This is a genomic window from Agrobacterium sp. O3.4 (assembly GCF_041414895.1).
Taxonomy (GTDB): domain Bacteria; phylum Pseudomonadota; class Alphaproteobacteria; order Rhizobiales; family Rhizobiaceae; genus Agrobacterium; species Agrobacterium cucumeris.
Genome location: NZ_JALPZP010000004.1, coordinates 37,218 through 49,224, shown reverse-complemented (window position 1 = coordinate 49,224; position 12,007 = coordinate 37,218). Strand labels below are relative to the sequence as shown.

Genomic DNA, 12,007 nt, shown 5'->3' with positions numbered 1-12,007 from the left:
CAAACCGTGACCCTGCGGATTAAATTCACAGGTTACAGGGAGTAAAAGATATGGCCAGAGAAAATGCCAGCTATCTCCACGGTCGGGACGCTCCGAAAACGGAGACGGCAACCCAGGCGCGGCAGGGGTCCAGAGGACGGCCGGTTCTTGTCATACTGATTGTCAGTGTTCTTCTCGCGTTGGTCGTCTGGGCGGTTGTGGAATATTCGGTTTTTGAGCCGGATGAAAACCGTCCGCAAAGCACGCAGACCGAGACGGCACCCGTGCCGCAGCAGCCTTCCGGCTCCGGCAGCTTCGACAACAACCCTGCAAATGGCGGTGCTGCACCTCCCGCTTCGACGGATACGAATCCGACGCGTCAGGACTCGACGGGAGCGCCACAAAACCCCTGACGACCATGACGTGAAATTTTTCACGACAAATGAATAGTTTGTGTGGAACCAGATTGGCCCCGATTTCATTTCACCCAAAGTGACAGGAATCGGGGGTTTCATTCATGGCAGTCACCGTCACTGCAGTTATTCTCACGCTGATCGGCCTTGCGCTGTTTGGTTTCGGCTCCCAGCTGGTGATGCTGGGCGGCAGTTTTTATTATGTCCTTTCCGGGCTGGCTTTTCTGTTGACGGCTATTTTGCTGTTTCAGCGCAATCGCGCAGCACTCCACGTCTATGCCGTCTTCATTGTCGCGACACTTGCCTGGGCGGTCTGGGAAGTCGGTTTCGACTGGTGGCAGCTCGGCCCACGTGGCGGTATCATCATTCTCATCGGCGTTTGGATGCTGGTGCCCTGGGTCAGAAAGCCGCTTGGTTTTTCAAGCCCGACCGGGCTCAGCTACGGCCCCAATGCCTGGCCGCTTGTGTTATCGGTTCTCGCTTCCATGGCCGTGGCCGGATACTCGATGGCGCAGGATCCGCACGACCAGGCAGGTTCCCTGCCTCAGGAAATTGCGTTGGCGACGCCCGATTTGGGCGGCAACGTGCCGGATGCGGACTGGCATCAATATGGCCGCACGCCCTTTGGCCAGCGTTACTCACCGCTGACCCAGGTGAATGTCGACAATGTCTCGCAGCTGAAGGAAGCCTGGCGTTACCAGACGGGCGACGTGAAGCTACCCGACGATGTCGGCGAAACCACCTATCAGGTGACGCCGCTCAAGGTCGGCAACACGCTTTATATCTGCACGCCGCATAACTGGGCGATTGCCATCGATGCGGCAACCGGCAAGGAAAAGTGGAAATACGACCCGAATGTCGGTCTCAATCCCGACCGCCAGCACCAGACGTGCCGCGGCGTTTCCTATTATGCCGAGCCGAATGCGGCTCAAGGCACGGCATGCGCAGAGCGCGTCTACCTGCCGACGTCGGATGCGCGGCTGATCGCGCTTGATGCTGCGACCGGTCAGGTCTGCACCTCCTTTGCCGATCAGGGTGTTCTGCATCTCGAACAGGGCATGAAGTACAATCCTGCCGGTTATTATTATTCGACCTCGCCGCCCGTCATCGCGGCGGGCAAGATCATCATCGGCGGCGCGGTAAACGACAATTATTCCACGCAGGAACAGTCCGGCGTCATCCGTGCTTTCGATGTGAACAGCGGTGCCCTGATCTGGAACTGGGATTCCGGCAATCCGGAAAAGACCGAGCCGATTGCGGCGGGCGAGACCTATACCACCAACTCGCCGAACAGCTGGTCAGTGCTGAGCTATGACGAAGGCCTCGGCCTGGTTTATGTCCCGCTGGGCAATCAGGTGCCGGACCAGCTTGGCATGGGCCGCAGCGAGAATGTGGAGAAATATTCCTCCTCCATTGTCGCGCTCGATATCAACACCGGCAAGGACCGCTGGGTTCGCCAGACGGTCCATCACGATTTATGGGACATGGACGTTCCGGCGCAACCGGTGCTGCTCGACATCACCAAGGACGGCCAGAACGTGCCGGCCCTTGTCGGACCCACCAAGCAGGGCGACATCTACGTTCTCGATCGGCGCACCGGCGAGCCGCTTCTGCCGATTACGGAAGAGCCGGCGCCGGGCGGTGCGATCCCTGAAGACTTCACCTCCCCGACGCAGCCGACGACGGCCCTGTCTTTCAAGCCGGAGCCGCTGAAGGAAAAGGACATGTGGGGCGTCTCCATGTTCGACCAGCTCGCCTGCCGCATTCGCTTCCATCAGTTGGACTACAAGGGCCGTTATACGCCGCCCTCGCTTAATGGCTCGATCATCTATCCGGGCAATTTCGGCACGTTCAACTGGGGCAGCGTGGCGGTCGATCCGGAACGTCAGGTCATGTTCGGCATGCCGACATATCTTGCCTTCACCTCCCAGCTCGTGCCGCGCGCCGACATTCCCCCGAAGGGACAGGATGAGAAGGGCAGCGAGCAGGGCCTGAACCGCAATGATGGCGCACCTTATGGCGTGTTCATGGGGCCGTTCCTTGGCCCGTTGCAAATCCCCTGCCAGGCACCGCCATGGGGTTATGTCGCGGGTGCCGATCTGCGCACCGGCGATATCGCCTACAAGCACAAGAATGGCACGGTCTATGACATGACGCCGCTGCCGCTGCCCTTCAAGGTTGGCGTGCCCGGCATTGGTGGGCCGATGATCACCAAGGGCGGCGTGGCCTTCCTCGGTGCCGCTGTCGATAACTTTCTGCGCGCTTACGACCTCACCACCGGCAAACAGCTGTGGGAAGCGCGTCTACCGGCCGGTGGCCAGGCAACGCCCATGACCTATGCGCTGGAAGGCGGCAAGCAATATGTGGTGATGGTTGCGGGTGGCCATGGTTCCGTCGGCACCAAGCCGGGCGACTATGTGATCGCTTATACGCTGCCGTAAAACGCGACAGCTTCAGGTAAATAAAAAACCGGAATGGGAGACCATTCCGGTTTTTGCTTGTGCGGTCGAAGCGGTGATCATGCCGCCTTTTTCTGAGCCGCAGCATTGATCGAGGTCTTGGCGAGCGAGGTCAGCGCATCGTCGGTCTTGGTTTCTTCCTTGAGCGTGGCATCCAGCAGTGAAACCGCCTTGGTGTGGCCAAGCTTTTCCGCCCAGGCTTTCAGCGTGCCGTAACGGGCGATTTCATAATGCTCGACGGCCTGGGCCGACGAAATAAGACCGGCATCGAGCGCCGCAGTGCCCTTGAACTCGTCAATGATCTCTTCGCCTTCGGCGATAATGCCCTGGATGGCTTCGCAGGTCTTGCCCTGCGCCCGCTTGCCGATGACTTCGAACACTTCCTGCAGGCGCTCCACGTGCCCCTGCGTCTCTTCCTTGTGTTTTTCAAACGCCTGTTTCAGCTTCGGGTCTGTCGCTGCCCGGGCCATTTTCGGCAGGGCTTTGAGGATCTGCCTTTCGGCGTAATAGATATCCTTCAGCGTGTCGTAAAACAGGTCGTCGAGTTTCTTCTCGGCCATTGTTCCTTCTCCCATGGTATGAAAATGCAGGATGTGCGCCCATGCGCACGGGAGGCAAACCTTTCGCCGCCCCTATGGTTCCGGCTCCGTTGCGCGCAACGTTTATATTGCCGCGCGGAACCAACCGGCCTTCCCGAACTTACTGGTGATGAAATTTCGGGAGGAGACGCGACCATGCCCCAGAGCCTTGCAGAAGAATTTTCCATGAATGTTTCCATGCCTTTCGAGGTGCTGCTGGTGCGCGTGTTTGGCGCGGTCATTCTATGCGGCCTGATCGGTCTGGAGCGGGAATTTCACAAGAATACCGCCGGTCTGCGCACCAACATGCTGATCGGCCTTGCCGCCGTCACCTTCTGTGTCATCACCATCCACATGATGGAGACGATGGCGGAAGGTCATGAGGCCGCACGGCTCGATCCCATCCGGCTGGTGGAGGCCGTGACGGCGGGCATCGCCTTTCTCGCGGCGGGTGTGGTCGTTTATACCAAGGGCGATGTCAAAGGCCTGACGACGGGGGCGAGCATGTGGCTTTCGGCCGCGATCGGCCTCTCTGCCGGGCTCGGCATGTGGCCGCTTGCGCTGTTAGCCTCCGGCGTCGGCATTATCATTCTCTGGACGCTTCGCCGCATGCAGGTGGCCGCCGGTATCAAGGAAGACTGACCGGGCATCAACCGAAGCGGAAAAGATCGGCGTCGGGGTCCTTGCCGCCATTAACGGCGGCGGCGACGATTTCGGCGGCGATCTGGCTGAAGGTGATGCCGTTGCCGCCAAAACCCATGACGGCATAGATATTCTTCATGCCGGGAACTGCGCCGATCAGCGGCAGGCCCGTGGTGGTGGTGCCAAACGCCGCTGCCCAGCGATATTCCGGTTCGCCGATATCGACGCCGAGCAGTTTTTCGATCTTGCTACGGATAATCTTCGTTTTAGAGGCCAGCTTGCGCTCCGACTGGAAGGAGGTAGGGTTTTCCTCATCTTCGCCGCCGGCAATCATGCGTCCGTTTCGGTCGGTGCGCAGATAAAGATAGGGGTCGGAAGCCTCCCAGACGATGTGGTTCTCCAGCCAGTCCGGCAGCTCAAGTCCTTCCCTGCTCGCCAGGGCCCAGGTGGAAATGATCTGGTGTTGCGGACTTTCAAGCATTTTCAGGAATTGATATCCGGTGCAGAAGACGACATTGCGGGCAGACAGGATTTTGCCCTCAGCCGTCGCAAGGACCACCTCGTCACCGAGATTTCTAAGATCGGTAATTTCAAGCTGTGAGACAATTTCAGCGCCTGCACCCGCCGTGTGGCGCAACAGGCCGGCTGTCAGCTGCGCGGGGTTGGCGGAGGCCGAGATGTCGCTGAGAATGGCGGCGGTCCGCTCCAGGCCATATTGTTCTTTCAGTTCCGCAGCACTGAGGAACCTGGCCTCGATGCCGGCCTCCCCGCGCGCGGCCGCTTCCGCCTTCAGCGCACGCGACCCCATTTCATCTCCGGCAAGGTAAAGTGCCTGCTTGCGCGCCATGCTGCAGGAGATGCCAAGCGACGTGACGATTTCTTCGAGACGCAAGACGGCGCGGGCCGAGCGCTGCCATGCCCTGTCGGCGGCATCCTTGCCGATCATCTTTCTGAGTTCCGTCAGCGGCGTGTCGATCTCGTGCTGGATCATCGCGGTGCTGGCCACGCTGCTGCCCATCACCGGTTCTCTCTTGTCGATGATCAGCATGGATTGCCCCGGGCGATGCAGCGCGTGCGACACCAGCGCGCCGCTTATGCCAGCACCGACGACGATCGTGTCGTAACGGTCGGATTTTGGCGTCGTTCCGCTGCGGATGCCGATGCGTGGGCTATCGGCCCAGAGCGGCTTTGAATCCCTGAGATCGCGTTCTTTCGTCAGTTTGGATGTCGGCATGAAATAGTCCTGAAAGGTCTCATGGCTCGGTATAGCCGGATACGTTGAGATTGAGTGTTCCGCGGCGGGGATCGTTGCGGAAGAAAAGCGTGCCGGCGTCCTTTGATTCCGAGGCGACATAATCGAATGTCACATCAGCGCTTTCCTGCATCGTGCCGTCTTGCTGCAGCTCGCCGCGCACTTGCACCTGCGCTGCCGTCGTCATCGAGAGATTGCGGATATCGAACTTCACGCGGTACGGAACGGACTGCCCCTCCACGCTGGTGACGGCTATTTCGAAACGGGCATCCTCCGGCTGGTAACGATAGATATCGTAGGCGATCCAGCCGAGCATGGCCGCAACAAGAAGCGTGCAGATCGCGCCTGTTACCCATTCTATCCAGTGGGGATCGGAACTTTCGGTGTGTTTGTTACCCTTCGATGTCGTCATCTTGTCCTCACAGGATCAATCGGGCGGAGGCCGCGCCGATCGAAGCCGGGACGCCCAGAATGACGGCGGCGCTCATGATCTGCGACAGCGACGTATGGTCGAGACGCTCGAAGGTCCAGAGCGTGTAGATGCTGATGGCGATGGCGATGACATAGCCCGGCAGGGTAAAACGGATGAAGGATTGCCACCAATGCTGCCCATCATGCAGCTGGTGAGAGCCCTTGAAATGAAGCGCATAGACAAAGCCGTGCATGATGGCGATCGACAGTAGGCAAAGCGCCAGAATGTGATAGGGCGTCACCTTGTAGGCGATCAGGATCATCTCTTCCGTCGGCGCGACATTGAGGTTGAGAAAGAGCGCTCCGACCATCATCATGAACAGTTCGTGCAGATAACCGGTCTTGCCGGAATATTCGCCTTCCTCTTCGTCCTGCGCATCCGAATGCTGGCCGAGCTGACTGCGGCCGAGCAGCGCGCCGATGCTCGCCGGAACGGATTGCAGCGCAATCTTTGTGATGATGGTGGAGACGGTCATCTGGTCGTTCAGGATACCGAACAACAGCAGCACAGCGGCGCTGACGGCTATGCCGAGCCCATAGGCCGTGATCGCGTCACGCAGCGCCTGGCCCCGGGAATGAATATTCTCAAAGCCGATGCGGCGGGCGAGAAGCAGCAGCAGCGGCAGGTTGAGGATGCAGAGCAGCAGCAGCCGCCACGGATTGATGTAAAGACCGAGAAACCACATTTCCATGGTCATCAGCATTGGCAGTGCAAACAGCAGGGCACCCGCCGTGCCACGTGCCAGACCGGTCAGAAACTGTCTGACCTCATCGTTATCGGTGTCTTTTCGATTGATTGCTGCCGCCATGCCGCCCCTCACATGGGGGAATAACGCAATGGTGTTTTTCCGGTTCCGCCGTTTATTTGGCGGGATCGATGAGGGCGATACCGAATTCCGGGCGATAGCTGCGCCGCAATTCCGCGGGTGTTTCGCGGATGACCACTTCAAGCGTTGGTCGCACCACGCCCTTCAAAAAATGGCCGCCTTTTGTAGACCCGTCGGCAAAACCCAGAACCACATGCAGATGCGGATTGGGGTCATCGTTTTCATCAAGGGTAATGTCGCCGAGCAGGCTCAGAACCTCGCTCTGCTGGGTAACCGGTATTTCCTTGTACTCCCGCGTCGAAAGATCGAAAAAGGCGAGAGTTGCCGTTGCAAAGGCACCGATGGCCGTCACCGAAGCGGCGTTGATGTTCTCCGTGCCCGCAAAACGGCGGATGGCCTCGAAGGCTTCTTCCTCCGGCTCGATGACGAGAATGAAAGTGCGCTCCGCGCCGCTCGCCAGCAATCTGCTTTTCATGGGTCTCTCCCAATAAAAGTGCCGCCGGAAACCGGCGGCACGGGGTGGTAAGTGCCTTCATGCGGCACGGCGCTCGTGACGGCCTTCCTCAACCTCTTCGACGATTTTCGCAACGAAGGCATCGAGGTCTTCGGGACTGCGGGAGGTGATGATGCCCTTGTCCGTCACCACCTTTTCGTCCTTCCAATTGGCGCCGGCATTTTTCAGGTCTGTCTTGATCGACCAGTAAGAGGTGGCGTCACGACCGCGCAGGGCGTCCGCTTCCACCAGAAGCCAGGGCGCATGGCAGATGGCGGCCACCACCTTGCCGGATTTGACGAAATCGCGAACCACGCGCATCGCATCCTCATCATGGCGCAGAATATCCGGGTTGATCTGGCCGCCCGGAAGAACCAGCGCGTCGAAATCATCCGATTTGACAGTCTTGGCGGAAAGATCCACCGCGATGCTGTCGCCCCAGTTCTTTTCATCCCAGCTCTTGATTTCGCCCGTTTTGATCGAAGCGATCTTTACATCGGCACCTCTGGCCTTCAGCTGGTCGTAGGGCACCCTGAGTTCCGAGCGCTCATAGCCGTCGGTTGCGAGAATGACGATTTTTGCAGCGTTGATTGAAGTCATGTCTGTCTCCTTCGGTGTTCAGTCGTCCTTGTCCGAATTTACGGAAGGCAGGAAAAACTCCACGTCCTTGCGGCGTTCGGCCTCGAGATTTTCGATGTACGTTTGCCAGAATGTCTCAGCGTCTGCCGGTTCCTGATCCCATTGGCGCACGAAGGTCTTGTTGTCGTCGATCATCACCTGACGTGTGCCGCCAAGTCGCAGATATTCTTCCGCAAGTTTGCGCGTTTCGGTCTTTTCCATGTCGCAGCTCCTTGTGCGCGGAAAGTGGGGACGGAGGGACGCCGGATGGGTAAGAAGCTCGACTGCCGCTTCGTTGGCCACCGGGAGAAAACGGAAAAATCCCGATGTTCTTCGGCACCATCACGTCCGTTTGACACGGCGGCCCTCCTGCCAGAACAACGTGAGCTTTCCGGTATGGTTCCGCAGTTTTTCGGGCGGTGTCTGTGCCGGGTGCAAATGTATCGTGCACAATTTTTATCGGAACAAACGGCCAAGTCGCGTTGTTTTACACCCGATGCAGGGGAGGCAGCATGGCAGCCAGACAGAGCGACGGCGAACATTACGGTCATAACCAAGACAAGGGTTTCTGGTCGATCGACTTCGGCAACTCGCCCGTTGTCGGCACGGCCATTCATGACGGTCATTTCATTCGCCCGGAAGTGGCGGGGCTCATGGCTCTTTCACCTGAGCAGAGGCTGCGCGAGGAAGACCCCTTTACCGGCGAGATGATTTCGGGGCTGACAAGTCGCCTCGTCGTTCATCATTCTCGCTTCGAAATCGATCTCAACCGCGCTGCCGATCAGGCGATCTACCTGAAGCCCGAACAATCCTGGGGGCTTGAGGTCTGGAACGAGGAGCCGGCGGAACTAGCGCTTCGGCAATCGCTCGATTTCCACGACGATTATTATGCGATGCTGGAGGCAGTTCTGTCGACGGTGGAGCGACGGCATGGTGCTTTCGTGGTGCTGGACGTGCACAGCTATAATCATCGCCGGCAGGGCGCTGCCGCGCCTGCGACGGCGCAGGCGGAAGCGCCCGATATCAATATCGGTACATTTTCCATGGATCGCAGCCGCTGGAGCGATGTGGTCAGCGCTGTCGGTCATCATTTCGCGTCAGCGACCATCGGCGGTCGACGCCTTGATGTTCGCGAAAACGTGGCGTTTCAGGGCAAAGGGGAACAGACCCGCTTTATCCACGAACGCTTTGCCGAAAACGGCTGCGCGATCGCAATCGAGTTCAAGAAATTCTTTATGGATGAGTGGACGGGAAAGCCGGACACACGGGTGATATCCGATATCCGTGATACGATCGCTGCCCTTCAGCCGGTTCTCGAAAAATGCCTGGGGTCGCGGCGATGAGCGTTTCTTCGGCCCGCAGCGAGCCTTCTCCCATCGTCGACCTGGTGGATGATGTCGTCGCCTGCCTGAAGGGCGGCAAGGCTATCCGCCGGGATGTCGGAAAAAACGGCAGGCTGCACATCGACCGGCCGCTGCCATTCCTCTGCCTGCATCTGACGGGAGGTACGAAAGATCTTGCCGCGCGCGATATTGCCGCCGCCCATGCATCCTATCTCATCGCTTCCACCATTCAGGAGGCCGCGCCGCTGATCGAGGCTGTGGGCGCCGCCATGCTGCAGCGTTTCGGCGCCTTCATAGTCCTCGATATCGGTGAACTGGAACACGATATTCTACTGGCCGACGACTCCCCCTTTCTGCCGCATTATGAGGTTTCCGTTTCAGCGACTTCAGAACCGGAAACGCAGAAAGCCCGCCGGGTCTTCATCAAGGCCGTCTGTGATGCCGAAGTGCGGTTTCGCACGCCGCGTATCACCCGGCCGGAGCCGGAAGCCGATCCGATCCTCAGGTTTCAGAATACCGGTCTGGATTTTCCCTGCATCAGCGTGCGCTTCGCGCCGATCTATCGACAGCCGGAATCCGGTGCCGATTATCCCGGCCTGCGCGAAACGATGATTGCCGATCTTTTCGATGCGGGTTTGCAGGCCTTCTCGTCATTTTCCGCCGGTATGGATGCGCTGAAGGTCACCAGCCACCGGGCGCTTGGCCGCAAGGCCTTTGTCGATGCCGTCCGGCGTGCCGACCGCTCGGTGGATGAGATCGTTTCATCCTTCGATTTTCTTCTGTCGGTTACGCCGATCAATGCCCGCCGGGCCTTTGAGGAGTTTCGCGATGGCAGCTTTCAGTTTGCGCCACGCCTGCTTTACCGGCCGCTCGGCGTTGATGTCGAGGAGCAGAAACGCAAGCTCTATTCCGTCGTTTTCGATCATCTGGAAGACCCGGTGCTCTATCACCTCTACCGGGAGAAACAGCAGGAGATCGACCTGCAACTGACGATGCTTGCGAACCTGCATCATCGCACCTTCACCGATTTTTCACGCGCCCTCTATGGCGCCGTCGAACCCGCTCTTCTGACGCTGGCGCTTCGTGTGCTTGAGGATTGCCCACGCGCCCAGGAAAGCGGCGAAATCGCCATGGTGGACTGTTACGCGGTCGCCAGAAAATCGCGCGAGATGGTCGAGACCTATCTGGCGGAAGAGCCGGAATTCAAGGCTCGCGTCGAAATCCGCGACGACCTGCCGCCCGGCCTGATGGTGACGGGCGAGAAGCTCTTGATTTCCCGCCACACCGTCATGGAACAGCGCCGTGTCGAAGCACTGCTGTCGCATGAGATCGGCGTGCATCTTCTTACCTATTTCAACGGTTCGTTTCAGGGCCTGCGGCTCTTCCGCACCGGCCTTTCCGGTTACGAGGGCGTGCAGGAAGGGCTGGCGGTGCTGGCGGAACATCTGGCCGGTGGCATGACGCGTGAGCGCCTGCGGCTGATTGCCGGCCGCGTCGTCGGCTGCGCCACCATGCTTGATGGCGCGACATTCGTTGAGACCTTCCGCATCATGACCCGTGATCACGGTTTCGACGAGGCAGGCGCCTTCAATATGGTGCTGCGCATCTATCGCGGCGGCGGCCTGTCGAAGGACGCCATTTATCTGCGCGGGCTGGCCGAGGTGCTGGAGCATCTGCGCAGGGGCGGGGCGCTTGATCCATTCTGGATGGGCAAGATCGCCGCTCAACATTTCCCGGTCATGCAGGAACTCGCCCTGCGCGGCCTTTTGCGTCCGCCGGGTGTCAGACCCGCATTTCTGCTGCCCGCCAAGGCCAATGAACGGCTGGAAAAAATACGGGCGGGATTATCCATTGCCGAACTGGCAACATTATAGGAGGGGCTTCATGCGTATCGCATTTTTCGTCAATTCAATCGAAACCGAGGGACCGAATTACGCCACCGGCCTGCTGGCCATGGCGGCGCTCAATCGCGGCCATGAGGTAGTCTACCTGACGCCCGGCGACTTCACTTTGCGCTCGGATGACAGCCTGACCATCCATGCCACCGTGCTGCCGAAGGCGAAAATCAAAAAGGGCGAGACGTTCCACACCACGCTTCAGGATAAGGCGCTGGAGCGGCGGACCATGGATATCGAGGAAATCGATGCACTGATGCTGCGCAACGACCCGTCGCTCGACCAGACGACGCGGCCGTGGGCGGTGCATGCCGGCATCCTGTTCGGGCGGCTTGCCGAACAGCGCGGCGTCGTGGTTCTGAACGATCCGGAAGGTCTGGCGCTCGCCCAGAACAAGCTCTATTTCCAGAGCTTTCCGGAAATCGTCCGGCCGACCACGATCATTTCGCGCAATGTCGATGAGATCCGCGCCTTTGCCGATGCGCATCCCAAGGGCGTCATCGTCAAGCCGCTGCAGGGTTCGGGCGGCAAGAACGTCTTCAAGATCGGTTCCAGCAAGGAAGCCAATCTCAACCAGATTTTCGAGGCGGTGAGCCTCGAGGGTTATCTGATCGCGCAGGCCTATCTGCCGGCCGCCAAGGACGGGGACATCCGCTTCTTCATGATGAATGGCCGACCGCTGATGCGGGACGGCAAATATGCCGCACTCCGCCGTGTGCCGGCGAAAGGCGATCTGCGCTCCAACATTCATGCCCAGGGCACGGCAGAAGCCGTGAAGGTGACGGACGACATCGTGGCGCTTGCCGAAATGATGCGGCCGAAGCTCGTGGAGGACGGCATGTTTCTGGTCGGGCTCGATATCGTCGGTGACAAGATACTGGAAGTGAATGTGTTTTCGCCCGGTGGCTTGTCGAATATCCTCGAACTCACCAATGTCGATTTCAGCGATACGATCATCGACGCGGTGGAAACCAAAGTCTCCATGCAGGCCGCATCGGGCGGGGCCCTCTCCAACCGGTTGCTCGCAACGCTTTGAA

13 protein-coding genes are annotated in these 12,007 nt (G+C 59.2%); 6 read left to right on the top strand and 7 right to left on the bottom strand.

The features are described from left to right. Positions 1-50 precede the first annotated feature (50 nt). Together M0412_RS19145 and M0412_RS19140 are read left to right on the top strand one after the other, a co-directional pair. Entirely contained in the window at positions 51-392 is a 342-nt protein-coding gene (locus M0412_RS19145) for a hypothetical protein (RefSeq protein WP_142842424.1), read from the top strand. Between the two features lie 104 nt (positions 393-496). Beyond that, the gene (locus M0412_RS19140) at positions 497-2,833 is read left to right on the top strand and encodes a glucose/quinate/shikimate family membrane-bound PQQ-dependent dehydrogenase (RefSeq protein ID WP_269701729.1); all 2,337 of its coding nucleotides are present in this window, start codon (positions 497-499) and stop codon (positions 2,831-2,833) included. A gap of 77 nt (positions 2,834-2,910) precedes the next feature. On the opposite strand, the gene M0412_RS19135 is transcribed toward M0412_RS19140, so the two are convergent. Continuing rightward, positions 2,911-3,411: a ferritin-like domain-containing protein gene (locus tag M0412_RS19135; protein ID WP_142842422.1), complete on the bottom strand. Its 501-nt coding sequence runs from the start codon at positions 3,409-3,411 to the stop codon at positions 2,911-2,913. A 174-nt stretch (positions 3,412-3,585) separates the two neighbouring features. Here M0412_RS19135 and M0412_RS19130 point away from each other — a divergent pair, with 174 nt between their 5' ends. Beyond that, entirely contained in the window at positions 3,586-4,071 is a 486-nt protein-coding gene (locus M0412_RS19130; RefSeq protein WP_269701732.1) for an MgtC/SapB family protein, read from the top strand. A gap of 7 nt (positions 4,072-4,078) precedes the next feature. On the opposite strand, the gene M0412_RS19125 is transcribed toward M0412_RS19130, so the two are convergent. The 6 genes from M0412_RS19125 to M0412_RS19100 are packed head-to-tail and all read right to left on the bottom strand — an operon-like array spanning position 4,079 to position 7,954. Continuing rightward, positions 4,079-5,305, bottom strand: coding sequence for an FAD-binding oxidoreductase (locus M0412_RS19125; protein WP_269701733.1), 1,227 nt, complete (start codon positions 5,303-5,305; stop codon positions 4,079-4,081). Positions 5,306-5,324: 19 nt separating this feature from the next. Then, complete coding sequence (locus tag M0412_RS19120; protein ID WP_142842419.1) at positions 5,325-5,735, bottom strand: TIGR02588 family protein; 411 nt, start codon at positions 5,733-5,735, stop codon at positions 5,325-5,327. Between the two features lie 7 nt (positions 5,736-5,742). Beyond that, positions 5,743-6,603, bottom strand: a complete 861-nt coding sequence (locus M0412_RS19115) for a TIGR02587 family membrane protein (protein WP_269701735.1) — start codon at positions 6,601-6,603, stop codon at positions 5,743-5,745. Positions 6,604-6,655: 52 nt separating this feature from the next. Next, positions 6,656-7,096 (bottom strand): PPC domain-containing DNA-binding protein, encoded by a 441-nt coding sequence (locus M0412_RS19110; protein ID WP_269701737.1) that lies wholly within the window; start codon positions 7,094-7,096, stop codon positions 6,656-6,658. A gap of 57 nt (positions 7,097-7,153) precedes the next feature. After that, positions 7,154-7,714, bottom strand: a complete 561-nt coding sequence (locus tag M0412_RS19105; protein WP_142842416.1) for a type 1 glutamine amidotransferase domain-containing protein — start codon at positions 7,712-7,714, stop codon at positions 7,154-7,156. Positions 7,715-7,732: 18 nt separating this feature from the next. Continuing rightward, the gene (locus tag M0412_RS19100) at positions 7,733-7,954 is read right to left on the bottom strand and encodes a hypothetical protein (protein WP_269701739.1); all 222 of its coding nucleotides are present in this window, start codon (positions 7,952-7,954) and stop codon (positions 7,733-7,735) included. A gap of 290 nt (positions 7,955-8,244) precedes the next feature. Between M0412_RS19100 and M0412_RS19095 the strand changes: the two genes are divergently transcribed. The 3 genes from M0412_RS19095 to M0412_RS19085 are packed head-to-tail and all read left to right on the top strand — an operon-like array spanning position 8,245 to position 12,006. Continuing rightward, the gene (locus M0412_RS19095) at positions 8,245-9,075 is read left to right on the top strand and encodes an N-formylglutamate amidohydrolase (protein ID WP_269701741.1); all 831 of its coding nucleotides are present in this window, start codon (positions 8,245-8,247) and stop codon (positions 9,073-9,075) included. Then, on the top strand, positions 9,072-10,949 hold the full coding sequence (locus M0412_RS19090; RefSeq protein ID WP_269701744.1) for a flavohemoglobin expression-modulating QEGLA motif protein: 1,878 nt from the start codon (positions 9,072-9,074) through the stop codon (positions 10,947-10,949). Before M0412_RS19095 ends, M0412_RS19090 begins: the two co-directional genes overlap by 4 nt. A gap of 10 nt (positions 10,950-10,959) precedes the next feature. Then, entirely contained in the window at positions 10,960-12,006 is a 1,047-nt protein-coding gene (locus M0412_RS19085; RefSeq protein ID WP_269701745.1) for a glutathione synthase, read from the top strand. Position 12,007: the final 1 nt, after the last annotated feature.

What these genes read in the sequence shown, in the direction of transcription:
- M0412_RS19145 (WP_142842424.1), top strand. Translation starts at nt 51, where the DNA reads ATGGCCAGAGAAAATGCCAGCTATCTCCACGGTCGGGACGCTCCGAAA.
- M0412_RS19140 (WP_269701729.1), top strand. Translation starts at nt 497, where the DNA reads ATGGCAGTCACCGTCACTGCAGTTATTCTCACGCTGATCGGCCTTGCG.
- M0412_RS19135 (WP_142842422.1), bottom strand. Translation starts at nt 3,411, where the DNA reads ATGGCCGAGAAGAAACTCGACGACCTGTTTTACGACACGCTGAAGGAT.
- M0412_RS19130 (WP_269701732.1), top strand. Translation starts at nt 3,586, where the DNA reads ATGCCCCAGAGCCTTGCAGAAGAATTTTCCATGAATGTTTCCATGCCT.
- M0412_RS19125 (WP_269701733.1), bottom strand. Translation starts at nt 5,305, where the DNA reads ATGCCGACATCCAAACTGACGAAAGAACGCGATCTCAGGGATTCAAAG.
- M0412_RS19120 (WP_142842419.1), bottom strand. Translation starts at nt 5,735, where the DNA reads ATGACGACATCGAAGGGTAACAAACACACCGAAAGTTCCGATCCCCAC.
- M0412_RS19115 (WP_269701735.1), bottom strand. Translation starts at nt 6,603, where the DNA reads ATGGCGGCAGCAATCAATCGAAAAGACACCGATAACGATGAGGTCAGA.
- M0412_RS19110 (WP_269701737.1), bottom strand. Translation starts at nt 7,096, where the DNA reads ATGAAAAGCAGATTGCTGGCGAGCGGCGCGGAGCGCACTTTCATTCTC.
- M0412_RS19105 (WP_142842416.1), bottom strand. Translation starts at nt 7,714, where the DNA reads ATGACTTCAATCAACGCTGCAAAAATCGTCATTCTCGCAACCGACGGC.
- M0412_RS19100 (WP_269701739.1), bottom strand. Translation starts at nt 7,954, where the DNA reads ATGGAAAAGACCGAAACGCGCAAACTTGCGGAAGAATATCTGCGACTT.
- M0412_RS19095 (WP_269701741.1), top strand. Translation starts at nt 8,245, where the DNA reads ATGGCAGCCAGACAGAGCGACGGCGAACATTACGGTCATAACCAAGAC.
- M0412_RS19090 (WP_269701744.1), top strand. Translation starts at nt 9,072, where the DNA reads ATGAGCGTTTCTTCGGCCCGCAGCGAGCCTTCTCCCATCGTCGACCTG.
- M0412_RS19085 (WP_269701745.1), top strand. Translation starts at nt 10,960, where the DNA reads ATGCGTATCGCATTTTTCGTCAATTCAATCGAAACCGAGGGACCGAAT.